This window comes from Streptomyces sp. NPDC058198 (genome assembly GCF_042882605.1).
Lineage (GTDB): Bacteria > Actinomycetota > Actinomycetes > Streptomycetales > Streptomycetaceae > Streptomyces.
Window position 1 is genome coordinate 96,994 of sequence record NZ_JBHVVP010000001.1, and the last position, 20,769, is coordinate 117,762.

A 20,769-nucleotide genomic window follows, 5' to 3' on the forward strand; every position below is an offset into this window, starting at 1 on the left:
CGCCCGTTCAGGCCGGCCCCACAGCACCCCCTCTTTCTTTTCCCCCTCGGTTCACTGATGGGTGAGTGCCATGCCTCAACCGACACACGCAATCCTCCGCGGAGGCCCCGACGGCACCCCCGCGACCTGGAAACTGCAACCCGGCCCGTGCGACACACGGCTCAAAATCCTGCGGGGCAACGGCTACGAACACTTCGAATTCACCCGCCAATACGCCGAATTCAACGGCGAACTCTGCCCCGTCTACCGGTGGAGCTACCGCACCTACATCGCCGAATAGAACCCGCCCCCACCCCAACGCCCACCCCAGCCCAACCCCGCACCAACCCCGTACCCACCCCGCCACAAGCCCGCAACGCCCCCGCTGCAAAACCGCGTTCACCCTCATGCGGGCACCCCAACGACCCCGCTACAACCCCGCGTTCGCCCTCTTGCGGGCGCCCCAACGACCCTGCTGCAACCCCGCGTTCGCCTTCTCGCGAGCGCCGCCCGCAGGCGTAACCGACTGGTCCGGGAGGATCACCGTGACGACACCGACACCGTTCGCAGGCACCTCATGAACACACCCGCCACCGACCCCGGCAACGCCAGCCACCCCCGGGACGCCGTCGTCACCGGCATGGGATTCTGCCTCCCCGGCGAAGAACAACCCGTCTTCACCGCCGGCGACCTGTGGGACATCACCTCCCGCGGAGCCACCTGCCTCGACCACGACGGCATCTACTACGGCTCCGTCAACCTCACCGACGACATGTTCAACGAACGCCTCCCCCACATCCCCCCCTTCTTCTCCGCCCACTACACCAACGCCCACCGCTACGGCCTCGTATCCCTCACCGAAGCCTGCACCGACGCCCAACTCGACATCCACAACGGAGACCTCAACCACGCAGCCATCCTCGTCGGACGCGGCGGAATCGACGCCAACATCAACAGCTACCTCTCCGTACTCAACGCCGACCCCCACACCACCACCGCCGCCCAAGCCATGGAACTCTTCGTCGCCGCCGAACAAGCCATCACCCCCTCCGACGTCGCCCTCGTCCAAGGAGCACTCACCCAAACCAACGGACCCTGCTACACCCTCTCCTGCGGCTGCGCCTCCTCCGCCCTCCAAATCGGCCACGCCCGCACCATGATCCGCGACGGCGAAGCCGACATCGTCGCCGTCACCGGCGTCGACGTCTTCAACATCAACCTCATCCAAAACATCCAAAACCTCCTCCACGGCGCACAACACACCTACAACACCATCCGCACCACCGACATGCCCACCCTCCTCCCCTCCTTCAACACCCTCATGCGCCCCTACGACCAACACGCCACCTGCATCAACCACGGCGAAGGATCAGCCACCCTCATCCTCGAAAGCCGCCAACACGCCACCCAACGCGGCGCCCACCCCTACGGCCAAGTACTCAACCAAACCACCACCCGCGACGGCCTCGCCAACCCCCTCGCCAGCGACCACACCGGCAAAGAACTCGTCAACGCCATCCGCCGCTGCCTCCGCAACCACGACATCACCCACATCCCCTACATCCACGGCGCCAGCGACGGCAACCCCACCGTCACCCAATTCGAAGCCAACGCCATCACCACCCTCTACGGACCCACCCCCCACAACCTCCTCATGACCTCCCACGAAGGCACCTTCGGCCACAACGGCGCCCCCGCCGGATGCATCAGCACCGCCCTCACCCTCCTCATGATGCAACAACAACAAATCTGCCCCACCACCAACTGCCAACAACCCGCCACCAACCTCCCCTTCGACCCCGTCCCCGGCACCCACACCCGCCCCCTCACCTTCCACCACGCCCTCACCCTCAACTACCAAATCGGAGGACTCAAAAGCGCCACCCACCTCACCAACAACCACCCCACATAAACCCCAGGAACACCCGCCTCAACCCCGGCATAGCCGACGGCCGGTTGCACGTGTTCCCCGGTGCAGCGGTGACGTTCAACCTCGTGGTCCCAGCTGCGTTCGGAGGCGTCGCGGGGCGGCGAGGCAGTCAGCGAGAACCTGCCGGATGCGCCGCGTGCCAGGCAAAACCACATGCCGTGGTAGTCCGGGCTCTGCCAGGCTGACGGGCCATGACTGCTTACGAACTGTTGCTCATCGGTGGTGGTGCAGGTGTCGGGAAGACCACTGTCGCATGGGAGGTATCCGCCCTCTTGCAGGGGAAGGGAACGGCGCACTGTCTGATCGAGGGGGACTACATGGACCAGATTCATCCGGCCCCCGACGATGACCCCCGTCGCACAGCGATCACGGAACAGAACATCGCCGCGGTCTGGTCCAACTACACCGCTCTTGGCCAGCATCGCCTGATCTACACCAATACGGTGAGCGTCCTGGAAGAGCCGATGATCACCCGGGCCATGGGCGGCGGCGATATCAGAGTTACCTGCGTCCTGCTCACGGCTGAGGAGGCCACTGTGAGACAGCGGCTCGCTCAACGGGAAATCGGATCCCAACTGTCCGCTCACATCGAGCGGAGTCTGCGGATGGCACGGCATTTGGATGAGGAGGCCGCACCGGGCACCATCCGCATCCCGACGGATGACCGGTCGGTTCAGGACATCGCCGTACACGTGCTTCAGGCTGCCGCCTGGTAGATGTAGGGGGCGACGACCCAGCGCTGAGAGACCACGTCGTCCACTCCCGGGATGATGCGGACCGCGTTGAAGGCTGAAGGCGTGAACATTCCCGGCGTCAGCGGACCGGGCTCGGAGCAATTCGGTGCCCCCATTTCCCATTCCAATGTGGTCCCGCGCTGAGCAGATGACGGGTAGAACGTGAGCCAGAATCCTTCCAAGGGCAGCGCTTGGCGGTGAGTTCGAGCAGCAGACGGCGATGTGCCATCCGCTGAAGCGGACGGTGGATCGCTGCTCTCAGACGTGCAGCTCGGGCGGGAATCCAGTCCAGCGAAGCTCTGCGGGAAGGTGCCGCATGTCGTTGTAGAAGAGGACGGAAGCGGGTCGGCCGGGCGCGTACCGGATGACGGTCAGCGCGGCGTTGGCGTGGTTGAGGCCCATCCAGCGCCACTTCGGTGCGTCGAGGGCGTCCCGGACGAGCCAGCCGATGAGGAAGTTGTGGGTCACGATCAGCTCGTGGCGCGGTTCGTCACCGCCAACTGGTCCGGTGAACTGTGCGAGAGCTTTCCGAGCCAGCTCCGGACCATTTTCGCGCTCCTCGGCCGGGAACTGGGCCAGGCGGCCGAGCATGGCGTCGGCCGGCTCCGAAGGCAGCTCTTCTCTTTGCGGCACGTAGGGGATGTAGTCGCCGGTCAGTTCCGAAGGCTGCAAGGGAACGTCGTCGAGCTGGTCGCAGATCAGCCGTGCGGTCTGCTCCGCTCGCGGGAGTGGGCCGTGATAGATCGCTGAGAGAGGGCTGCGCTGAAGCCGTTCACCAAGCAGTACCGCCTGACGGCGGCCGTTGTCCGTCAAGCTGCTCTCGTCCGGCGAAGCCTCGCCGTGCCGGGCGAGGTAGACGTAACGGGGGGCTGTTCCAGTCATGCGCGAGGTCCTCCATCAGCGTTCATGATCTTGCGGACGCCCGGATGGACGCTGATGTTCGCCGTACGGTTCCGGTGCCTCCCGACCTCATCCACATCCCCGGTCCGTGGAACGGGGCGCCTCCCAAACCCATCGGCAAGCGACTTCACTACTGCTTGATAAAGCTGGCCATGATGCACGACACGCTCAGCGCCAGACCATCTCTTGGGTTCTGGGCGGCTGAATCCCGCGCGCCCGGGGAGAAGGTAGGGCGGGCCGTGTTCCCGGCGGGCGGCCGCGCTGCCGCCGGGCGAACGACGCGAGGAGACGCACCTCATGGGAACCGCTGTGCACGTCCCGCAGACCCGGGACATGATCGGGGACGAGCTCTCCGGGGACGAGGCGCTGGCCGCGCTGCGACGGTACGGAGGTCGCCGCCTGCTCATGGACGCGTTCTCCCGGTTCCGTTACGCCGACGGCTTCACCAGCGCACGCTCCCTCGGGTTCCAAGTGGTGCTGGGTATGGTGCCGTTCACCATTGCCTTGGTCGGCGTGGCCACCACCGTGCACACGGAGAGCCTGGGGCGGATCACCGAGCTCACTCTTGGCCGGATCGTGCCGGGCGCCAGCGCGGACCTGGTCCAGGACGCTCTGGCCAGGACGCGGCGCAGTGCCGGTTCCGGCGCATGGAGCGCCGTCGCCATGTGGCTGGGGCTGGCTTTCGCCCTCCTCAATCTGGCCTCGGCGATGGCGCAGGTCGAACGAGGCGCCAACCGCATCTACGGCATCGAACGCGACCGGCCGTTCCTCAGGAAGTACGGCCGGTCCCTGCTGCTCGCCGTGGCGGCCGGTATGCCCATGGTCCTGGGATTTCTGGTGCTCGTCGCGGGCGAGGCCGTGGGAGAGTCGGTGGTGGAGGCCTTCGACTGGTCCCGTGACACCAACGGCTGGTGGGACGTGCTTCAGCTACCGGTGGGTATGGCTCTCGCCTGGATCGCCTCGGCGGTGATCTTCCGCTGGGCTCCTCGCCGGGACCAACCGGGGTACACCTGGCTCGCGTTCGGCTCGGCGGTCCATCTGGTGCTGTGGGTCGCGGCCACGTGGCTACTCGCTCTCTACGTCGCCAAGAGCGGCTCCTTCGGCGCCGTGTACGGACCCCTGACGGCTTTTGTCGCGTTGCTGCTGTGGGCCAACCTGACCGGTGTCGCGCTGTTCCTCGGCATAGCCTTCGCCGCCCAGCTCGAAGCCGCCCGCGCCGGAATCGCCAAGGCCGTGAAGCCGGACCCAGGGCCGGGGCCGTGAAGCCCGCGCCTGGCGATTTCGGCGCGTACGGCTTCGAGCTGCTGCAGCAGGCGGGCACGGACGCCGTGGCATGGTCGTACCGGCGGCGCTGGCGGAGGCGTTCACCGTCCGACGGCTGACGGCACCGTCACCGCCGTAGCCCTCCTCATTCTGGCTCCGACCGTGATCTTGCCTCAGTGCCGGACCAGGCAGAACGGGTGTCCTGCCGGGTCGGCGTAGATACGCCAGCTCCGTCCGTCGGAACCGTCGTCCAATACCGTCGCCCCTTGGATCAGCACCTGCTCTTGGGCTCGATCCAAATCCGCGACACCGAAGTCCAGATGGAACTGTTGGGGGCGGGCAGGGTCGGGCCACAACGGCGGCCGATAGTCCGCCGCCCGCTGGAAGGCGAGGACGAGACCGGACGGCGTGTGCAGTGTCGACCAGCCGTCGCTCAGTGCCCACCGCCGATCCTGCTGATTGACGGTCCCACCGAGTAGCGACTGGTAGAACCGGGCGAGTTCCGCCGGATCAGAGCAGTCCAACACCACACACTGCAGGTCAGCGATCATGGACGGATCCTAAATGGCCGCCAGGACGGACCCGACCGTCGAACCCAAGATCGCAGGCACACGCCCTGGCTGCTGCGTCACGCGTACTACCGGTGCGAGTCCACCGTCGCCGTCTTTCGCTCGCTGATCGCGGTGGGAGCCCCGCTCTGCTGCCCGGCGGCCAGCGGCTTGGCGTAGCAGCGGCTGAGCTCGTGGAAGCGGTAGTGGCCGAACTTGACGCAGGGCTCGTAGCCGCTGGATGAGTAGAGGGAGATGGCCTCCGGCTGTTCGGTGCCGGTCTCCAGGACCATCCGGGTGCGGCCCGCGGCACGGGCGTCGTCCTCCAGGGCGGCCAGCACCAGCCGGGACAGGCCGCGGCCGCGCGCCTCCGGGATCACGTACATGCGCTTGATCTCCGCGTCACCGTCTGTGTACCCGTGGATGTTCTCGTCCTGGCTGCGCCAGCCGCCGGTGGCGACCGGGGTGCCCTGATCGTCGTAGACGACCAGGTACAGGCCCTGCGGCGGCTCGAACATAGCCGGGTCGAGGGGCGTGACGTCGCCCTCGTCCCCGTATCGCTCAGCGTATTCAAGCTGCACCCGACCGTTGAGCTTGACGACGTCGGGGTGCCCGAAGGAGACGGGATGGATATTCATTCCATCAATCCTACGGTCGAGGCGGTGAGCGGTTTTCTTCCCACCACCGGCCAGGCCGTGAGCGAACGACACATCGGGCCCACATGGTGTGCGGGTCCGTCACGGTTGCCCTGCTCCTGCGGGCGCGAAGCCGGACGACGGGGTGAGTCGTACAGTGGCGGACGCTGCCGTGGGGGCTTCGGTGGCTTCTACCGGTGCCCGCTCCAGCGGGCCGGATCCTCCTCCAGCGACGTACGGTCCCATCCGCCGCGCACGGCGGCGGCCTCGTAGGTGGTGTGCAGGAAGCCGGAGAGCGTTCGATCGGGGTCGGCGGCGGTACGTACTGCCTCGTACGGCAGGAGAAACTGGCCGTTCTCCTGGCTGTAGAACGCCTCGGCGGGGGTGACAGGGCTGTCGGCGAATCCGTCAGGTTCAGGGTAGGCGTAGGCGTAGAAGGCCCCCTCGTCACCGCCGCCGGGCCAGAACCCGCAACTGCTCAGCTCGCGTGAGTAGCCCTCCTCCATGACCCAGTCACCGCAGTTCGGCGCGCCTCCGGGGTGGCGGGGGGAACCGCGTCCGGAGAAGCGGGTACAGGCCAGGTCCATGGCACCCCAGAACAAATGGACCGGACTGACCTTGCCGACGAAGTAGCTGCGGAACTCGCCCAACGCCCGGTTCGCATGGAGAAGCTGGCGCCAGAACAGGTGCGCGGCATGCGGATCGTACGTGTGGTGCTGGAAGTCCTCTGCGAACGGGATCGCCGGCTCGACCTCATTCGGATGTCCCTGGATCGTGGTGGGGACGTCCAGTTCGTCCAGGGCCCGTAGGACACGGGCGTGGAAGTCGGCCACCGGCATGGACTCCAACCCGATGCTGCGCGCGCCGCCTTCACTGGTGCGCAGGCGCAGTGTGTGGTCGATGAAGTCGAACTCCATGTCGAAGGCGCCGGCGTCGTAGGGGATGGTGGAGGTGGTCAATCCCCGTGGGCTGACGTAGAGCGTCACCTGCCACCAATGATTGAGCAGCGGAGCATGTGCCAGCCGGACCTTCCCGACGATCTGCGTCCACATGTGCAGTGTGTCGCGCGTCTCGGTCCAGTCAGCGACCCGCAACCGCGGCCACGCCTCGGCTCCCCGTCCGGTTTTCGTCGTCACCATGGTTCTTCCTCCACAGCTTCGGATGCCCGTTGGAGTCCTTGGCCCCAGCCGTGGCCCATCGCCCTGCGCGCACGGCGACGTGCCGCCTTCGTTGCCGCTGGCCGTCTCCCCCATGGTCGTCCTGTCCCACGGCGCCGTCCACCTGGAGGATCCCGCTCCCCGGCGCGCGGGGCGTCGTTCTGGACGCCGATCCGCTGTCGCCGTCTGATGGCTTGGCTCAGTCGGGTAGCGCCACGGTGAGGTCCACCTCAACGAGCTGTCCAGTGAAGCCCAGCTGCGCAACGCCCAGAAGCGTGCTGGCGGTGGTGAACGCCGGTCCGATGACTGAGTCGGTGAGCCGACGCCATGCGATACCCAGGACATCGGTGTCGTCGCTCCGCACGTAGATCACCGAGCGCACCACGTGTTCCGGCTGGGCACCCACCGCTGTCAGGGCCGTGAGCGCGTTCGCCGCGACCTGGTCGATTTGCACCTCGAGGGATCCGGATCCGATGAGGGAACCGCTCCGATCGAGCGGGCACTGCCCCGCCAAGTAGGCCGTCCGGCCGGCCTCCACCACGGTGATGTGGTGATAGCCGGGCGTCTCATGCAACTGCTCCGGGTTGAGGCGCGTGATCTTCGCAGTCATGCCCGTGAGTTTGACGGGCTTGCCGTCGGCACGCATCGCATTTTCTCCGACCGAGCAGTACTCAGTCCGATCCGAAGTGTCCGTACTCCTCCACGCCGCGCCCCCGCATTCGTCGCGGGGCCGGTAAGGTTGTGATCTTCGGGTGGCATCACTGCCCGGAGTCCCCCGAGGACACCGCTGATGAAGGATTTCGGCCGGATGCCCGTACAGCGTCGGCTCGACGCGGCCCTGGAACGCCTGGATGCCACCTTCCGAGGGATGACCGCCCGCCCCGACGAACGCAACTGCGAGTGCCACTGGGGCAGCGCGGAGGAACTCGCGCTGCTGAAGGTGCCGGACGTGGAGCTGGATCCCGACCTTCTGCGCCGGACCTGGCAGGCGTCGGACTGGGCGGACAGCCCCTCCGTGATACGCCGGATCCTGCCTCAGTTCGCTGCCGCCCTCGTCGGTGGCCTGGTCGACGACTTCGACATCGAGGAAGCCGGGCGGGCTATCGCTCGCGGGCGGTGGGAGCAGGGGACGGCCGAAGAAGCCGCCGCGGTCCAGGAATTTCTGCACGCCTGGTGGGCCCACACCCTGGCCGATCCCGGCCCTGCCGTACCCGTGTACCTGGTCCTCGCACTGTGCGCCGAAGCCACCGCCACGCTCGCTCCCTGGCTCGGCACCTGGGAAACCACTGCGCACACGGTGGCCGACCAGCACCTGATGGAAGCGGTGACCCAGTGGGAGTACGACCTGCGGGGCGAGGAGCAGCTCCCCTGGACGAGCTGGCGCGACGAGGACGAGGAGGCCGCCATGCGCACCGAGTTGGCGGTCTGGCTGGCCCGCCACGCCCCCGCCCGCCTTCGCGCCCACGGTGCCTCGGAGGAGCTGCTCCATCACGTACGGCTGCTCGGGCTCGCCGAGGCCGACCGCTGGGACGATCCCCACTGGAACGACTGCACCTACTGAGCCCTCCCGCCAGCCCCACCGGGGCATCCGTCCGCCGGGTGCGACCGGCGTCACGTCCTTGACCCGCGCGGGGTAGTGTCTGTCCGCTTGTTCAAGACTGGCCCCAGGTCAGGGGCAGTGTGCGGGAGGGCGTCATGAGCGGTACGGAATCGATCGACAGCACGTGGAAGCTGAGCGACAAGGAGGGCGGGGTACTCGCGGGCCGGTGGTGGAAGTGGGCTCTGTCCGCCCCTGAGGGCCGCAGCCCGGTCCGTGACGTGACAGGCGAGCACGCCGCCTGGAACCAGCCGAACGACCTCTGGTTCCTCGCCGGCACCTACGGCGGCCGCGTGGTGCGGCGCTGTGCGGTCCCCTCTGACCAGCCGGTCTTCTTCCCCGTTCTCAACATGCAGCACACCAGGTCGTACTCGAAGGTCCCCCAGTCCTTGGCGGTGGCGGAGGCCACGGCCTTGCTCAACGGCATTCCGTTGACGCTGCAGGAGCTTTCCGCGCCGTTCCGGACGGGGCTGACCCGCCGCTTCGCCTGGGGGATCTGGGGCGGGATCGCGCCGCTCACTCCGGGCCAGTACGTACTGGAGATCAAGGCCAGGTCCACGAGCGGCTTCTGGGTCGACACGACGTACCACCTGGAGGCGCAGGCGCCCTGATCCGGGTCGAGTCCGGACGCCGGCCGCTGAGAGGACACGGTCATGGCCGACGCTCACGTGTCCGGGGTCAGCCTGCGGTTGGTTCCGGACCGGCCGATGTCCAGATCGAGAAGCGCCGTCAGGGCCGTACCGCTGTTCCAGAACCCGAGCAGGTCGACATCGATGAGCACCAGGCGGTGCCGGGCCGCGAAAGCTCGGGCCTGCTTGGTGAACGTGCACGATGCCACGAAGAGGGGAACGTCCGCTCCGTGCTCATCGCGGGCGGTGCCGTTGAACCTCTGGAGATCCGGGCTGCCGACCGTACGGTGCTTCGCGTACCGCTTGCACTGCACCACGATCTTCCGGCCGTCCAGCAGTCGTCCCGTCACATCGGCGCCCAGGTCGTTGGCACCGCCCACGCGCTTCACGTCGGTGCAACCGTCCCTGCGGCACAACTCCGCGACGTACTCCTCGAACTCGCGGTGTCCCAGCAGCCAGACCGCCTCCATGGACCGGAGGGCCTGGACCCGGCCCTGCTCCACCAGCCGCGCCCGCTCCGCCCGCGCCTCACGACGACCGGCACGCACCAATCCCCCGACGACGACCACCCCGGCCACGGCGGCTGACACCGCTAACAGCACCGTTCCCATGTTCTGCCCCTCCCCTGACTCGACTGTCCGCGCGTTTACGCTCCCCACCTCGGAGGCGGTCCATCCGGCCGGTGCAGTCCCCAGGGCTTCGTTGCGCCTGAGCCAGGGGGGAGCGTGTGTCCGTATCGGCATCACGGCGGCTGCGGCGGCGCTTGCCGGGGTGTCGGCGGTGCGGGATCCCCGCAGTTCATGCCGTCCACGACTGCGCAGAGCGCCGCGGTGAGTACGACGGTCGACCTCGTTCGCCTATGCGTTTTGAATCGCCTTCACCAGTCCGGCGACAAGGTTCGCCCGCTCAGCCATGGCTTCGATCACCAGGTACTCGTGGTCGGCGTGGGCACCGCCCCCGACTGCTCCGAGGCCGTCCAGCGTTGGCACCCCCAGTGCGGCCGTGAAGTTGCCGTCGCTTCCGCCGCCGACTGCCTTGCCTTCGAGGCCAGGAAGCAGCCGCTTTGCCACCGCAAAGAGCTCTGCCGACGCCGACTCCGGCATCGGGGGCCGGCTGACAGCTCCCTGAACCGCGATCTCCGCCCCATCGAGATGCGGGGCCAGTGCTGCGAACGCGGACTCGATTCGTTCCTTCTCGGCTGCCGACTCGACCCGTACGTCGACGATGACGGTGGCCTGTGCGGGAACAACGTTGTCCAGGGTTCCTGCGGACGCCACGGTCGGGGTAACAGTCGTGCCCATATCCGGTCGACCGAGCGCCGCGATATCCAGTACGTGGTGTGCCGCTTCGATCAGGGCGTTGACCCCGGCCGCGGGCTCAAGGCCCGCGTGCGACGCCCGGCCCGCGATGGAGACTTGGAACGTGCCACAGCCTTTACGGCCGGTCTTCAGGGCCCCGCCATCCGCCGCGCCCTCGAGTACGAGCACCGCGCCGCAGGCAAGGGCTCGTTCTTCGATGAGAGCTCGAGAGGAGCGGGAGCCAACCTCTTCGTCGGCGGTCACCAAGATCTCGACGCCTGACCGGTCATCGAGCGTCGCCAGGCCATGAATGCCCTGCACTAGACCGCCCAGCATGTCGAAGACCCCGGGGCCGGTTGCCTGCCCGTCCTCGACCATGAACGGGCGGCGTTCAAGGGTTCCGAGCGGAAACACCGTGTCGTGGTGACCGAGGATCAGCACTTTGGGATCGCCGCCGGCGGACCAGTGGACGTGCGGCCCGGCTTCGCTCTCAACGAGGATGGCCTGCCCGCCCAGGCGGCTCTCGATGAGAGCGGCGACAGCATTGGCCGATACCCTCAAGGCGTCGAGATCACGCGATGGAGACTCGATTTCGACGAGCCTCCTGAGGTCCTCGATCATCGCGTCAACACTCACATGGACGGTCTCGTACATCGTCATTTCGCAAGGGTAGCCAGCGCGCCGTGGCGGAAGGGACTGCCCCGGCGTGCTGGGCGAGGACGACTGGAGCACGGAGCTGAACACGAACCTGCTGGCCGCCGTACGTCTGGACAGCGCACTCGGCTTGCGCTGTTCCCTCGCAGGGGGCGCATAGCCGCGGCCGCCTCGGCGCTGTCCGCTTCTCAGTCGTTACTCAGCGAGCTTCCTGTCCAGGAATTCCCGCATCAGATCACCGATCTCGGCGCTCTTGTCCTCCAGCGCGAAGTGTCCCGTGTCTAGCGCGTGGAATTCCGCATGGGGAAGGTCGTCCAGGAAAAGACGCTGGTTGGATTCGGGAAACACACCGTCGTTGGCACCCGTGGCGATCAGCGCGGGGGGCTGATTCGTGCGGAGGAACTCCTTGGCCGCCTCGAAGACGACTTCCTGCTTGGAGATGTCGTACAGGAGGTCGAGCATGATCTCGTCCACCCCGGGACGATCCAGAAGTGCCTGGTCGGTCAGCCAGCAATCCGGGTCGATCAGTGAAGGATCGGCGACCCCGTCGAGGTACTGATCCTTCGTGCACTCCGGTGTCACATAGGAACGGGCGGCGTCACGGTGCTGAGCCGTGCCGTCCTTCCAGTACGGAATGAGGTCGTGCCAGAACCCGTCGGGGTTGCCTCCCTCGCGGTAGAGGGGTGCGTTCTGGAGGACGATGGCACTGATGCGTTCCGGGTGCTTGACCGCCAGGCGCCATCCGATCGATCCCCCGAAATCCATCATGTAGACAGCGAACCGCTTGACACCCAGATAATCGAGCAATCCGTCGATCACGTCGGCGATGTGGTCGAAGTTGTAGGTGAAGTCCGACCGGTCCGGCTTTCCACTGTGCCCGAATCCGGGATAGTCCGGCGCGATGACGCGGTAAGCGTCGGAAAGATACGGAATCAGATTTCGGTACATCCGCGACGAGGTGGGGAAGCCGTGAAGGAGGACCACTACCGGTGCGTCCTCAGGGCCGGCCTCACGATAGAAGACTTCCACCCCTTGAATCATCGCGGTCCTGAAGTGCGTGGCGGTGTCCGCCGCACGCGGGTGAGAACGCGTTTGTGTCGCCATGGCCCACTCCATTGAAATCGGCTGAGATGAAATCGGCTGAAATCGGCGTTGAGAGGCGCAATGCACGCACGGAGCGTGGTCAGCCGGATTCGGGGCGGTTCGGTCCCACCCACGCCTTCGAGAGCCCGTGGGGCCCCTCCGGGCCGTGCGCCGCAGCCTATGACGATATCACCACTATTGGCCTATAGCATGATATGAACGGCTGGTGAAGTCGGCTCAGAGTCCGAAGGCTCCACCTTCGATGAGGATGAGCAGACCGATGGCGATCAGGACGGCGGGGAGCAGGATGTGGCCCCAGCGGCTGAGCGCCTTGGCGATGACCGGGCGGGTGGCGAAGAACCGGCCCGCGAAGCACCACACGGCGACGAGGACGAGGAACACCACGGCGTACACGGCCATCCCGCCGACGCCGGCGGTGGCGAACACCGGGACGTAGACGCCGATGTTGTCGCCGCCGTTGGCGAAGGTGACCGCGGCGACCTCCAGCGGGCTCGGCCCACCCTCTCTGGCCTCGGCGCCGTTGTCGTCCTCGCTGCCCCGGTGGTTCCTCCACGCCTGCCAGGCGGCCTTGAGGCCCAGGGCGAGCGGCAGCAGACCGAGGTACGGGACGGCCGACTCGGGCAGGAACGTGGCGCCGAACGCGGCGGCCGCGGCGACGGCCAGGATCGCGGCGAAGCCGAGGTACTGACCGAGCACGATCTTGCGTGCGGAGCCGCGGTGCTCGGCCCCCTGGGCGAAGAACAGCGCCAGAATCAGGATGTCGTCGATGTTGGTGACGGCGAACAGCCCGGCCGCCTGCCCGATGATGCCCAGATTCACTGACCGGCCCGCTCTACTCGTACGCCAACGACGGGGTGACCCTACTCGGGGCCGTACGAGGAGCTGTGGCCGTCCTCGCCACCCGGCGACGCCGGGGTGATTCGCTTCTCGAACCAGTGGTGGGCGTACGGTTCGTCGTTGAAGGCGGCAACCTCCTGGAAGCCGTAGGAGTGGTACAGGCCGATCGCGGCGCTGAGGGCCTTGTTGGTGTCCAGGCGGAGTACGTCGCAGCCGCGCCGGACAGCCTGCTTCTCCAGCTCGCCCAGTAACCGGCGGCCGAGGCCGACGCCGCGAGCGTGGGGCGCCACCCACATGCGCTTGATCTCGGCCGGGGCGCCCGGCGGTAGCTTCAGACCGGCGCAGCCGACGGGCTCGCCGTGCAGCCGGGCGACCAGGAACAGGCCGTGCGGCGGACGGAGTTCGCCCGCGTCGGGCAGCAGGCTCCGCGCCGGGTCGAAGCCGGTCTCGAAGCGCTCCCGCACCTCGGTGGAGTAGGACCGCAGACAGTGCTGGGCGTCGGGGTGGTCCGGGTCGATGACGGTCAGCGTGACCGTCGCAGCGGTCAGCAGCCGGTCGACCTCGGCCATGGCGGCGACCAGCCGGGCCCGCTGGGCGGTATTGAGCGGCTCCAGCAGGGAGCCGGCCAGCTCGTCGCTGCGGCCATCGAGCACGGCGCGCTCCGCGCGGCCCGCGTCGGTGAGCCGGACGGTGCGCACCCGTCTGTCCCGGGGCAGCGGCTCCACCGTCACCAGGCCGTCGGCTTCCAGGGAGCGCAACAGCCGGCTGACGTATCCGGAGTCGAGCCCGAGGCGCTCGCGCACCCGCCGCACGTCCTCGCCCTGCTCGCCGATCTCCCAGAGCAGCCGGGCCTCGCCGATGGGCCGGTCGAGGCCCAGGTAGTGGTCATGGAGCACGCCCACGCGTTCGGTGACGGTGCGGTTGAACCGCCGCACCTGGTCGACCTGCACCTCATCCATTCTCTGACTCTAGTCAGAGAATGTATGAGGGACCAGAGACCCCGAGCGGGTCGTGATGGCGCCGGTCGTCCTCCGGCCAGTCGGCTGACGCTATGTCACCAGGCGGACGGCGCCGGGGGCGTGACGACCGGCGGGCGGTCGTCACAGGTGATGGTGTTCGGCAGGAGCCACGGCGCGAGCCAGGACTCCGTGCCCCTGCCCCCTTCGTTGGAGCCGAGGTCGGTGAGCGCGAACTCCGAACCCGAGGGCGTGAAGTTGAAGGAGCCGCAGTTGTTGACGCCGACCGCGCCGACGTTGCGCGCGTCCACGTTCTCGAAGGACGCCGACCCCGCGACGCGGGCGCTGACCACCGACGTACCCGTGCCGTCGACCTTGACGTCCTTGAAACGGACGCCGTTGATCGCGTACAGATCCTTCACCGCGTACTCGCTGACCAGCATGATCGCGTTGTACGTGCTGTCGAGGTAGCGGTCGCCGGTCACCCGGACGTCCGCGTCGATGTCCTTGTCGAGGGCGTAGAACCAGATGGCCCCGAGGCCGATGTTCCAGTTCAGCTCGAGCGTTCCGGCGCGGACCGTGGTGTTGTCGGTGATTCGCAGCTTCCCCGCGAACGCCTCGGCGCCGAAACGCGCGCCGACGTGGATGGCGCTGCCCTCGCGGACCGGGTCGGCGACCAGGTTGCCCGAGACGGTGTTGTCCGTGCCGCCGTAGAGGGCGATGCCGTTCGCGAGGACCGGCGACTGCACCGTGTTGTGGTCGAACGTGTTGTTGGCGTTGGCGGTCTTCTCGGACCACATGGCGAGTCCGTCGTCGCCCGTGTTGCGGACGAAGTTGTTCGACACGACCGAATTCGTCACGCCCGTATGGAAGTTGAGCGCGTCCGCGATCTGGTCGACGATGATGCTGTTGGTGACCCGGACATTCGACATCGGGCCGTCGAACCACAGGCCGACCTTGGTGTGCCGGATGTGCAGCCCGTCGATGGTCGAGTCGCTCATCGCGCCGCCGATGCCGTTCACCTGGTCGGTGTCGACACGCTCGCGTACGTCGCCCTCGATCGCGAAGCCGGACAGGTGCACGTTCTTACTGCCGCCGTCCGCCGCGTCCTTGCCGTAGAAGCCGACACCGGTGTGTACGGAGCCGTCGGGGGCCGGCTCGGCGAGGGCGACCTCGCGGCCCTTGATGATCGTGTACCAGTTGCCCGCGCCCTCGATCGTGACGTCGTCCACGATGATGTGGCGGTTCACCTGGTAAGTGCCCGGCGGAATATAGACCTTGAGGTGCTTGCGCTTCGCGTAGGCGATGGCCCGGTCCAGCGCGTCCGCCGAGTCACGCCGCCCGGTCGGGTCCGCGCCGAACAGCACCGCGTTCGCCGCGACCAGCCGCACGTGCGGCGCGCCCACGAGCTGCGAGTCGAGCAGGTCGACCACGGTCCACGCCGCCTTGCTCCCGGCGGGCACCGTCAGCCGTACCGTGTCGCCCGCGCGGTACGTCGTGCCGAGCAGCAGGCGCTGCTCGTCGTAGAAGTGGCTCGGGCGGAACGGCTTGGCGATCACCGGGGCCGGCGTGGTGGCGTCCGGCACGCAGGAGCACTCGGTGATCCACCAGTCGGAGTGCAGCAGGTCCGCGTTCGGGTCGTTCGAGAACGGATACTGGTTGTACAGCCAGGCGTACTGCGAGGTGAGCGTCATGGTCTTACGGCTCTTGCCGTTGACCGTGACATCGAGGGGCGCGGTGATGCCGCCGCCCTCGGGCGCGTCCGGGATGCTGTAGCGCACGGTGATCGCGTTGGCCGCGGCGGGCAGCGTGAACTCGACGTACTCCGTGGGCGTGAGCTTGACTGCCGTACGCCCCGAGGCCTCCGAGGGCAGCGTGTACGCGGCCCGGTCCGGCCCGATGACGGCGCCGTTCGTCGTGGCGTTCTCCGCCTCCTGCTCGGCGAAGCCGACATCGGCGCCGCGCCCGGCGACGAGGGAGGGGTCGAGCGCGGCGCGCGTCACCACAGGGCCCGCGGCAGCGCGGCCGACGTCCGGCCGGGCGAGGGCCGTTCCGGTGCTCAGCACGCCGAGACCGACCGCCGTGGCGACGATCACCGCGGCACCTTTGAAGCTCCACGACATCTAAAGCTCGATTCTCTTGGGGAGGAGGAACGCGTGGGACGCTCGGCGGAGCGGACGCCGTGGGGGTGAGGTGACAGTAGGACCGGCGCGCCCCGTTCCACAAGATGCCTGCGAGCTGTTTTCGTATCCCTGCGACTCAACTACAGCCATTCGTCAGTTTCTTGCGACCATCGTCATGATCCTTTACGACCGGCCCCACCGGAGCCGCCGCGCACGCCACCGGCGCCGGGGGCTGCCCGGTGGCTGTTTGTCGGTCCGTCAGTGTCCGCCCACTGCCGGCAGACAGGTCACTCTTCCTCTGCTCTTCGGTGATCGGCATCTGCTTGCGGTACCCGTGGTTCTCCGCCACCCGGTCGTTCCAGTCGAGCCTGATGCAGGGGGACGGCGTCGCCCGCCGCTCCTCGGGAGGCGGACAGTCGCCCTTCGACACGGCCGAGGCGGGCGGCGGTCCCGGACCGCCAGCGCGGGGGTCGTCCGCCGGATCGGCGCACCCGGCCGCCACGACGGCGAGCAGGACCAGGGGCAGGGTGATGGCGAGTTGGGGTTGCGTCCATGCCATGAGCCGATCATGCGAGGTTCATGGCTGCTGGCCCCACGGGCGATGCCCCGCTGAAAGCAACCGTGCGGCCGCCCTGGGGTGCGAGAGAAGTGAGACAGGCTGCCGCGATCGAATGGCCCGCAGGAATACCGACTGCGGGGGGCCGGTGCGCTAAATGACGAGCAGACAGCTCCTTCCATCGGTGATCATGCACCCATGACGCTCATCGATACCCTTGCGCGCGTGGACGCGGACCTTGCCGCAGGGCGGATCCCCATGGCCCGGCAGCGCCTGCGCGGTCTCGTGTCCTCCTACCCCCAGGACCTGTTGGTGCGGCGTCGCCTGGCCGAGGTGTACCGGCTGTACGGCGAAACGGCGGAAGCCGGGCGCTGGATGTACCTCGAAGCAGATCGGGATCCTGCGGAGACGTCCGCTTTCGAAGAGCGGTACTCCGCACCGCATCGACGAATGCTGGCTCTGGCATGGCGCCTGCCTGAATCTCTCGCCCCTACCGCATTCGCAGCCCAACAGCTGGCAGCCGTGCGGGAAGCCGGCTCAGACCATCTCGGCCGGCCGGTCGACTGGAACACCTTGTCCTCCGCCCTCGACGGCGAGCCGGAAGATATCAGGAACGCGTTCACCGATCGTCTCGCCTGTGTCGGCGTGGCCTTGCTGGTGTTGGGGCTCTTCGCCGTCTGGATACTGGGCTTCCTTACCTTCGCCCGCTGGCTCTGGCAGTAACGACCTGGTGCACGATAGCCAGTGGATCAGCGAGCGGCGTCATGCGGCTTCGCATCCAAGGCGGAGGAGGGAGGCGACGCGGAGCGTCGTCGACTGACGACAACGCCGGAGGCGGAGTCGCATGACGCCGGGAGCCCGCTGGCTATCGTGCACCAGGTCGTAAGCGAAGGGCGACACCACATGCTGCGCCCACGAGAAGGGAGGGGTTGAGGGGCAGATCGGCTGGTTCCGTCGCAACCACCTCGTCCCCGTTCCCGAAGTGGCCACCCTGGCCCAACTGAACGCGATGATCGATCGGTGGGACGAGCAGGACGATGCCCGCCGCATCCGCTCGCGCCCGCGCACGATCGGCGAGTACTTCGCAGCCGAGCAACCCCTGTTGGCGCCGCTGCCGGGCGAGCCGTTCGACGCCGGCCGGCTGTTCACGTTGCGCGTCGACCGCTACAGCCAGATCAGCGTCCGCACCAACTGCTACTCGGTGCCGGTGCGGTTCATCGGCCGGACCGTCCCGGCGATTCTGCACGCCTCCGAGCTGATCGTCTACGACGGTCGGGACGAAGTCGCCCGCCATGAGCGGCTGATCGCCAAGGGCGGCACCCGTCTCGCCCTGGACCACTACCTGGAAGCACTGGTCCGCAAGCCCGGAGCTCTGCCCGGGGCGACCGCACTCGACCAGGCCCGCTCCGCGGGCAGGTTCGCCCCGGTCCACGACGCCTGGTGGGCGGCGGCCCGCAAGGCCCACGGCGAGCGCGACGGCACCCGCGCGCTGATCGAGGTCCAGCTGCTGAGCCGCCACCTGCCCCACGAGCACCTGGTCGTCGGTCTCGCGGCCGCACTGCGAGCCGGCGCTCTGACGGCAGACACGGTCGCGCTGGGCTCGCAAGGCGGCCGAAGCCGACACCGCGGACCGATCGAGCCGGAACCGCCTGCGGCTGACTGCGCGAAGGGGACGTCTTTGACCGTACGGCGTCTGGCCCACCTGCCGTCCGACAGCCGGCCGCTGCCCTCGGCGGCTCACTACGACCAGCTGCTGCGACACCGCCGGCCCAACCGCCCCACCACCTGAAAGAGAGCACCATGGCCCTCCCCCACCAACGAGGACTCACCAAGCAGGCCGCCAACGCGGCCATCGACCAGGCATGCCGGATGCTGCGGCTGCCCACCATCCGCGCCCAGTTCCCCGAACTCGCCGAGGCGGCCTCGCGCGAGCAGATGTCCTATCCGCCAACAGCCTCAGCGCTCCCGGATTCTTGACCACCACCAGCCACCCACGGTCTGTTCGCTAGGGGGACCAGGGTCCGGCAGCGTGCGACGCTCGAACTCGTCATCGATGCGATCCACCAGTCGGCCCAGGTCCCGTCGGGCGCCGCGAGGGAGGTGAAGCATGACCTCCTCAAGGTCATCGCGGGCGTACTCGACCTCCAAGCCGGGTTGCCAGACCTGGGACGCGTACAGATAACGGCCCGGCTGCTTGAACATCCACTCAAAGCGGGACAACGCGTCAGCGACAGCGTTGGGCCATAGCCGCTCGTCTTCAACACGGCGGACCGCTGCACGCGTCTGCGCGGAAACACCCCGAACCCGGCGAAGTGCAATATTCCTGCGTGGCCGCCATCGCTCAGCACGGACGGCCTTCGGACGCCTACGCGGCATCGGCCTTTCGGATCAGCATGACGTCATGCTGACACAGCCCGACCTCTTTCCGCACGCGTGATCACCAGCGGCATCGCCACGCCGGTGCTGCTGGAATCCACCGACAAGTGCTCCCGCTTGCAACCTACGTAGCCAGCTCAGCGCGCTGAATGGCCGGAGCGAGGTCGGAGCGCTTCCCGGAGCGCCACATCGTGCCACTCCCCCGCTGCCATCGCGGCGAACGCCTCGGTGCGCGCGAAGCGGTGCCGGCCTCCCGGGGGATTCCGGGAGGCCGGCACCATGTCACCGTGGGGGTAGCCCGGGAGGTTGGTGGCCCGGGGGCGGGCGGCGGTGACATCGAGGGTTAGACGAAGGTGTATCCACCCGGAACGGCGGCGTTGCCGGCCGGGGTGGTGACGACGACCGGGACGTTCCCGGCGGCTCCGGCCGGGGTGATGCCGAACAGCACCGTCCCGGTGGGGTCGACCACCACGCCCGTGGCCGGGACGCCGCCGACCGTGACGGTGGCGCCGCTCAGACCGGACCCCGTGATCACGAACGGGGTGCCGCCGGCGGCCAGGCCGGTGGCGGGGATGATCGCGGTCGCGGTGGGCGCCGCGGCGACGTACGTGTACCCGCCGGGCACACTGGCGGTGCCGAGGGGCGTGATGACGGTGACCGTGGCGTTGCCCGCGACACCGGGAGGGGTGACGCCTGTCAGCGACGTACCCGCGCCGTTGACCACGACACCGGTGGCAGGCAGCGCGCCGAAGAGCACGGCGGCGTTGCTCAGGCCCGTCCCTGTGATGGTGAACGGCGTGCCACCCGCGACCGGGCCGCTCACCGGGGTGATACTGGCGGCCGTCGGGGGCAACGGGGCGGCGATGTACGTGTAGCTCACCGCGTTACTCGTACCGGTCGCAGTGGTGAGCGTCACCGATACCGTTCCCGCCGCGTGCGCCGGGGCGGTGACCACCGTGATGAACCCGAACAGGTCCTGGGAGACGATCGTGGCCGGTGTGCCACCGAAGGAAACACCGGTGGCGGGACTGAGACCGAGACCGAGAAGCAGAACCTTGTTGCCTCCGGAGGTGGGACCGAAGGCAGGCACGCCGGCAACGAGCACCGGCGGCACCACGGGGAACGCCAGCGGCAGACCCGCGGACGCGATAGTGGAAGCTACGGGCACAGACATGAGGAAACCTCCTGCGAAGAGATATGGACGCCGAACCAGCACCGGCACGACCTCTGAACCGATCGCGACCCTCAACCCACCAACCGTGCGGGCAGCTTGAGCTGACCGGCTCGGCTCCCGGACCGCCGCCTGCCGGGCAGGCGGTGCCCACCCGCGTCACGCGGGGGTGGGTGACTGAGATGTGCCGGGCGCCGGCGGATACGTCGAGTGACCTGCCGCCACAAGCGCGGTGGGGCGCGAGGGGATCGCGTCCTCGGTGAGGGCGGGCCGTATACCGGCCGACGTCCACAGTGCACGTCGGCCGGTACGCCCAACTTCC

Annotated in this window: 22 protein-coding genes and 1 pseudogene; 10 read left to right on the forward strand and 13 right to left on the reverse strand. The window is 68.0% G+C overall.

Translation table 11 applies throughout. From position 1 onward, the window contains the following. The first annotated feature begins 70 nt into the window (after positions 1-70). The 3 genes from ACFVWW_RS00405 (at position 71) to ACFVWW_RS00415 (ending at position 2,625) form a co-directional block, all read left to right on the forward strand. On the forward strand, positions 71-280 hold the full coding sequence (locus ACFVWW_RS00405; RefSeq protein ID WP_384180339.1) for a DUF5988 family protein: 210 nt from the start codon (positions 71-73) through the stop codon (positions 278-280). Positions 281-556: 276 nt separating this feature from the next. Further along, positions 557-1,891 (forward strand): beta-ketoacyl synthase N-terminal-like domain-containing protein, encoded by a 1,335-nt coding sequence (locus tag ACFVWW_RS00410; RefSeq protein ID WP_384327333.1) that lies wholly within the window; start codon positions 557-559, stop codon positions 1,889-1,891. A gap of 209 nt (positions 1,892-2,100) precedes the next feature. Then, positions 2,101-2,625 carry an AAA family ATPase gene (locus ACFVWW_RS00415; RefSeq protein ID WP_386879477.1) on the forward strand — a complete coding sequence of 175 codons (525 nt, stop codon included), beginning with the start codon at positions 2,101-2,103 and terminating at the stop codon, positions 2,623-2,625. Positions 2,626-2,901: 276 nt separating this feature from the next. Here ACFVWW_RS00415 and ACFVWW_RS00420 read toward each other — a convergent pair whose 3' ends face one another. After that, positions 2,902-3,525, reverse strand: a complete 624-nt coding sequence (locus ACFVWW_RS00420) for a histidine phosphatase family protein (protein ID WP_386879478.1) — start codon at positions 3,523-3,525, stop codon at positions 2,902-2,904. A 315-nt stretch (positions 3,526-3,840) separates the two neighbouring features. On the opposite strand from ACFVWW_RS00420, the gene ACFVWW_RS00425 reads away from it, so the two are divergent. Next, positions 3,841-4,806, forward strand: coding sequence for a YihY/virulence factor BrkB family protein (locus ACFVWW_RS00425; protein ID WP_386879479.1), 966 nt, complete (start codon positions 3,841-3,843; stop codon positions 4,804-4,806). Further along, the gene (locus tag ACFVWW_RS00430; RefSeq protein ID WP_386879480.1) at positions 4,803-4,925 is read left to right on the forward strand and encodes a hypothetical protein; all 123 of its coding nucleotides are present in this window, start codon (positions 4,803-4,805) and stop codon (positions 4,923-4,925) included. Before ACFVWW_RS00425 ends, ACFVWW_RS00430 begins: the two co-directional genes overlap by 4 nt. Before the next feature lie 54 nt (positions 4,926-4,979). On the opposite strand, the gene ACFVWW_RS00435 is transcribed toward ACFVWW_RS00430, so the two are convergent. The 4 genes from ACFVWW_RS00435 to ACFVWW_RS00450 form a co-directional block, all read right to left on the reverse strand. After that, complete coding sequence (locus ACFVWW_RS00435) at positions 4,980-5,357, reverse strand: VOC family protein (RefSeq protein WP_384327342.1); 378 nt, start codon at positions 5,355-5,357, stop codon at positions 4,980-4,982. 86 nt (positions 5,358-5,443) lie between these two features. Further along, a complete protein-coding gene (locus ACFVWW_RS00440) occupies positions 5,444-5,992 on the reverse strand; it encodes a GNAT family N-acetyltransferase (RefSeq protein WP_386879481.1) in 549 nt (182 codons plus the stop codon). A 188-nt stretch (positions 5,993-6,180) separates the two neighbouring features. Then, entirely contained in the window at positions 6,181-7,128 is a 948-nt protein-coding gene (locus tag ACFVWW_RS00445; protein WP_386879482.1) for a DUF5996 family protein, read from the reverse strand. 217 nt (positions 7,129-7,345) lie between these two features. Then, on the reverse strand, positions 7,346-7,756 hold the full coding sequence (locus ACFVWW_RS00450) for a RidA family protein (RefSeq protein WP_384180323.1): 411 nt from the start codon (positions 7,754-7,756) through the stop codon (positions 7,346-7,348). Between the two features lie 198 nt (positions 7,757-7,954). Here ACFVWW_RS00450 and ACFVWW_RS00455 point away from each other — a divergent pair, with 198 nt between their 5' ends. Continuing rightward, the gene (locus ACFVWW_RS00455) at positions 7,955-8,707 is read left to right on the forward strand and encodes a hypothetical protein (protein WP_386879483.1); all 753 of its coding nucleotides are present in this window, start codon (positions 7,955-7,957) and stop codon (positions 8,705-8,707) included. Between the two features lie 134 nt (positions 8,708-8,841). Next, entirely contained in the window at positions 8,842-9,354 is a 513-nt protein-coding gene (locus tag ACFVWW_RS00460) for a hypothetical protein (RefSeq protein WP_386879484.1), read from the forward strand. Positions 9,355-9,407: 53 nt separating this feature from the next. On the opposite strand, the gene ACFVWW_RS00465 is transcribed toward ACFVWW_RS00460, so the two are convergent. The 7 genes from ACFVWW_RS00465 to ACFVWW_RS00495 all read right to left on the reverse strand — a co-directional run bounded on the left by ACFVWW_RS00465 (position 9,408) and on the right by ACFVWW_RS00495 (position 16,903). Continuing rightward, positions 9,408-9,983: a restriction endonuclease gene (locus ACFVWW_RS00465; protein ID WP_386879485.1), complete on the reverse strand. Its 576-nt coding sequence runs from the start codon at positions 9,981-9,983 to the stop codon at positions 9,408-9,410. 246 nt (positions 9,984-10,229) lie between these two features. Next, positions 10,230-11,330 carry a M20 family metallopeptidase gene (locus ACFVWW_RS00470; RefSeq protein ID WP_386879486.1) on the reverse strand — a complete coding sequence of 367 codons (1,101 nt, stop codon included), beginning with the start codon at positions 11,328-11,330 and terminating at the stop codon, positions 10,230-10,232. A gap of 189 nt (positions 11,331-11,519) precedes the next feature. Further along, positions 11,520-12,428: an alpha/beta fold hydrolase gene (locus ACFVWW_RS00475; protein ID WP_386879487.1), complete on the reverse strand. Its 909-nt coding sequence runs from the start codon at positions 12,426-12,428 to the stop codon at positions 11,520-11,522. Between the two features lie 216 nt (positions 12,429-12,644). Further along, positions 12,645-13,247, reverse strand: a complete 603-nt coding sequence (locus ACFVWW_RS00480; RefSeq protein ID WP_384180312.1) for a cadmium resistance transporter — start codon at positions 13,245-13,247, stop codon at positions 12,645-12,647. A gap of 41 nt (positions 13,248-13,288) precedes the next feature. After that, a complete protein-coding gene (locus tag ACFVWW_RS00485; RefSeq protein ID WP_386879488.1) occupies positions 13,289-14,224 on the reverse strand; it encodes a GNAT family N-acetyltransferase in 936 nt (311 codons plus the stop codon). 95 nt (positions 14,225-14,319) lie between these two features. After that, entirely contained in the window at positions 14,320-16,344 is a 2,025-nt protein-coding gene (locus ACFVWW_RS00490; protein ID WP_386879489.1) for a glycosyl hydrolase family 28-related protein, read from the reverse strand. 136 nt (positions 16,345-16,480) lie between these two features. Continuing rightward, positions 16,481-16,903 (reverse strand): hypothetical protein, encoded by a 423-nt coding sequence (locus tag ACFVWW_RS00495; RefSeq protein ID WP_386879490.1) that lies wholly within the window; start codon positions 16,901-16,903, stop codon positions 16,481-16,483. 195 nt (positions 16,904-17,098) lie between these two features. On the opposite strand from ACFVWW_RS00495, the gene ACFVWW_RS00500 reads away from it, so the two are divergent. From ACFVWW_RS00500 to ACFVWW_RS00510, 3 genes and pseudogenes are all read left to right on the forward strand, one after another. After that, a complete protein-coding gene (locus tag ACFVWW_RS00500) occupies positions 17,099-17,623 on the forward strand; it encodes a DUF6584 family protein (RefSeq protein ID WP_386879491.1) in 525 nt (174 codons plus the stop codon). 259 nt (positions 17,624-17,882) lie between these two features. Beyond that, a complete protein-coding gene (locus ACFVWW_RS00505) occupies positions 17,883-18,689 on the forward strand; it encodes a hypothetical protein (protein ID WP_386875013.1) in 807 nt (268 codons plus the stop codon). An 11-nt stretch (positions 18,690-18,700) separates the two neighbouring features. Beyond that, a pseudogene (locus ACFVWW_RS00510) lies at positions 18,701-18,844 on the forward strand (AAA family ATPase); the annotation flags it as partial. 775 nt (positions 18,845-19,619) lie between these two features. Here ACFVWW_RS00510 and ACFVWW_RS00515 read toward each other — a convergent pair. Beyond that, complete coding sequence (locus tag ACFVWW_RS00515) at positions 19,620-20,450, reverse strand: IPT/TIG domain-containing protein (RefSeq protein ID WP_384180307.1); 831 nt, start codon at positions 20,448-20,450, stop codon at positions 19,620-19,622. Positions 20,451-20,769: the final 319 nt, after the last annotated feature.

What these genes read in the sequence shown, in the direction of transcription:
- ACFVWW_RS00435 (WP_384327342.1), bottom strand. Translation starts at nt 5,357, where the DNA reads ATGATCGCTGACCTGCAGTGTGTGGTGTTGGACTGCTCTGATCCGGCG.
- ACFVWW_RS00410 (WP_384327333.1), top strand. Translation starts at nt 557, where the DNA reads ATGAACACACCCGCCACCGACCCCGGCAACGCCAGCCACCCCCGGGAC.
- ACFVWW_RS00440 (WP_386879481.1), bottom strand. Translation starts at nt 5,992, where the DNA reads ATGAATATCCATCCCGTCTCCTTCGGGCACCCCGACGTCGTCAAGCTC.
- ACFVWW_RS00485 (WP_386879488.1), bottom strand. Translation starts at nt 14,224, where the DNA reads ATGGATGAGGTGCAGGTCGACCAGGTGCGGCGGTTCAACCGCACCGTC.
- ACFVWW_RS00490 (WP_386879489.1), bottom strand. Translation starts at nt 16,344, where the DNA reads ATGTCGTGGAGCTTCAAAGGTGCCGCGGTGATCGTCGCCACGGCGGTC.
- ACFVWW_RS00460 (WP_386879484.1), top strand. Translation starts at nt 8,842, where the DNA reads ATGAGCGGTACGGAATCGATCGACAGCACGTGGAAGCTGAGCGACAAG.
- ACFVWW_RS00495 (WP_386879490.1), bottom strand. Translation starts at nt 16,903, where the DNA reads ATGGCATGGACGCAACCCCAACTCGCCATCACCCTGCCCCTGGTCCTG.
- ACFVWW_RS00475 (WP_386879487.1), bottom strand. Translation starts at nt 12,428, where the DNA reads ATGGCGACACAAACGCGTTCTCACCCGCGTGCGGCGGACACCGCCACG.
- ACFVWW_RS00500 (WP_386879491.1), top strand. Translation starts at nt 17,099, where the DNA reads ATGACGCTCATCGATACCCTTGCGCGCGTGGACGCGGACCTTGCCGCA.
- ACFVWW_RS00445 (WP_386879482.1), bottom strand. Translation starts at nt 7,128, where the DNA reads ATGGTGACGACGAAAACCGGACGGGGAGCCGAGGCGTGGCCGCGGTTG.
- ACFVWW_RS00425 (WP_386879479.1), top strand. Translation starts at nt 3,841, where the DNA reads ATGGGAACCGCTGTGCACGTCCCGCAGACCCGGGACATGATCGGGGAC.
- ACFVWW_RS00450 (WP_384180323.1), bottom strand. Translation starts at nt 7,756, where the DNA reads ATGACTGCGAAGATCACGCGCCTCAACCCGGAGCAGTTGCATGAGACG.
- ACFVWW_RS00420 (WP_386879478.1), bottom strand. Translation starts at nt 3,525, where the DNA reads ATGACTGGAACAGCCCCCCGTTACGTCTACCTCGCCCGGCACGGCGAG.
- ACFVWW_RS00455 (WP_386879483.1), top strand. Translation starts at nt 7,955, where the DNA reads ATGCCCGTACAGCGTCGGCTCGACGCGGCCCTGGAACGCCTGGATGCC.
- ACFVWW_RS00515 (WP_384180307.1), bottom strand. Translation starts at nt 20,450, where the DNA reads ATGTCTGTGCCCGTAGCTTCCACTATCGCGTCCGCGGGTCTGCCGCTG.
- ACFVWW_RS00415 (WP_386879477.1), top strand. Translation starts at nt 2,101, where the DNA reads ATGACTGCTTACGAACTGTTGCTCATCGGTGGTGGTGCAGGTGTCGGG.
- ACFVWW_RS00465 (WP_386879485.1), bottom strand. Translation starts at nt 9,983, where the DNA reads ATGGGAACGGTGCTGTTAGCGGTGTCAGCCGCCGTGGCCGGGGTGGTC.
- ACFVWW_RS00405 (WP_384180339.1), top strand. Translation starts at nt 71, where the DNA reads ATGCCTCAACCGACACACGCAATCCTCCGCGGAGGCCCCGACGGCACC.
- ACFVWW_RS00470 (WP_386879486.1), bottom strand. Translation starts at nt 11,330, where the DNA reads ATGACGATGTACGAGACCGTCCATGTGAGTGTTGACGCGATGATCGAG.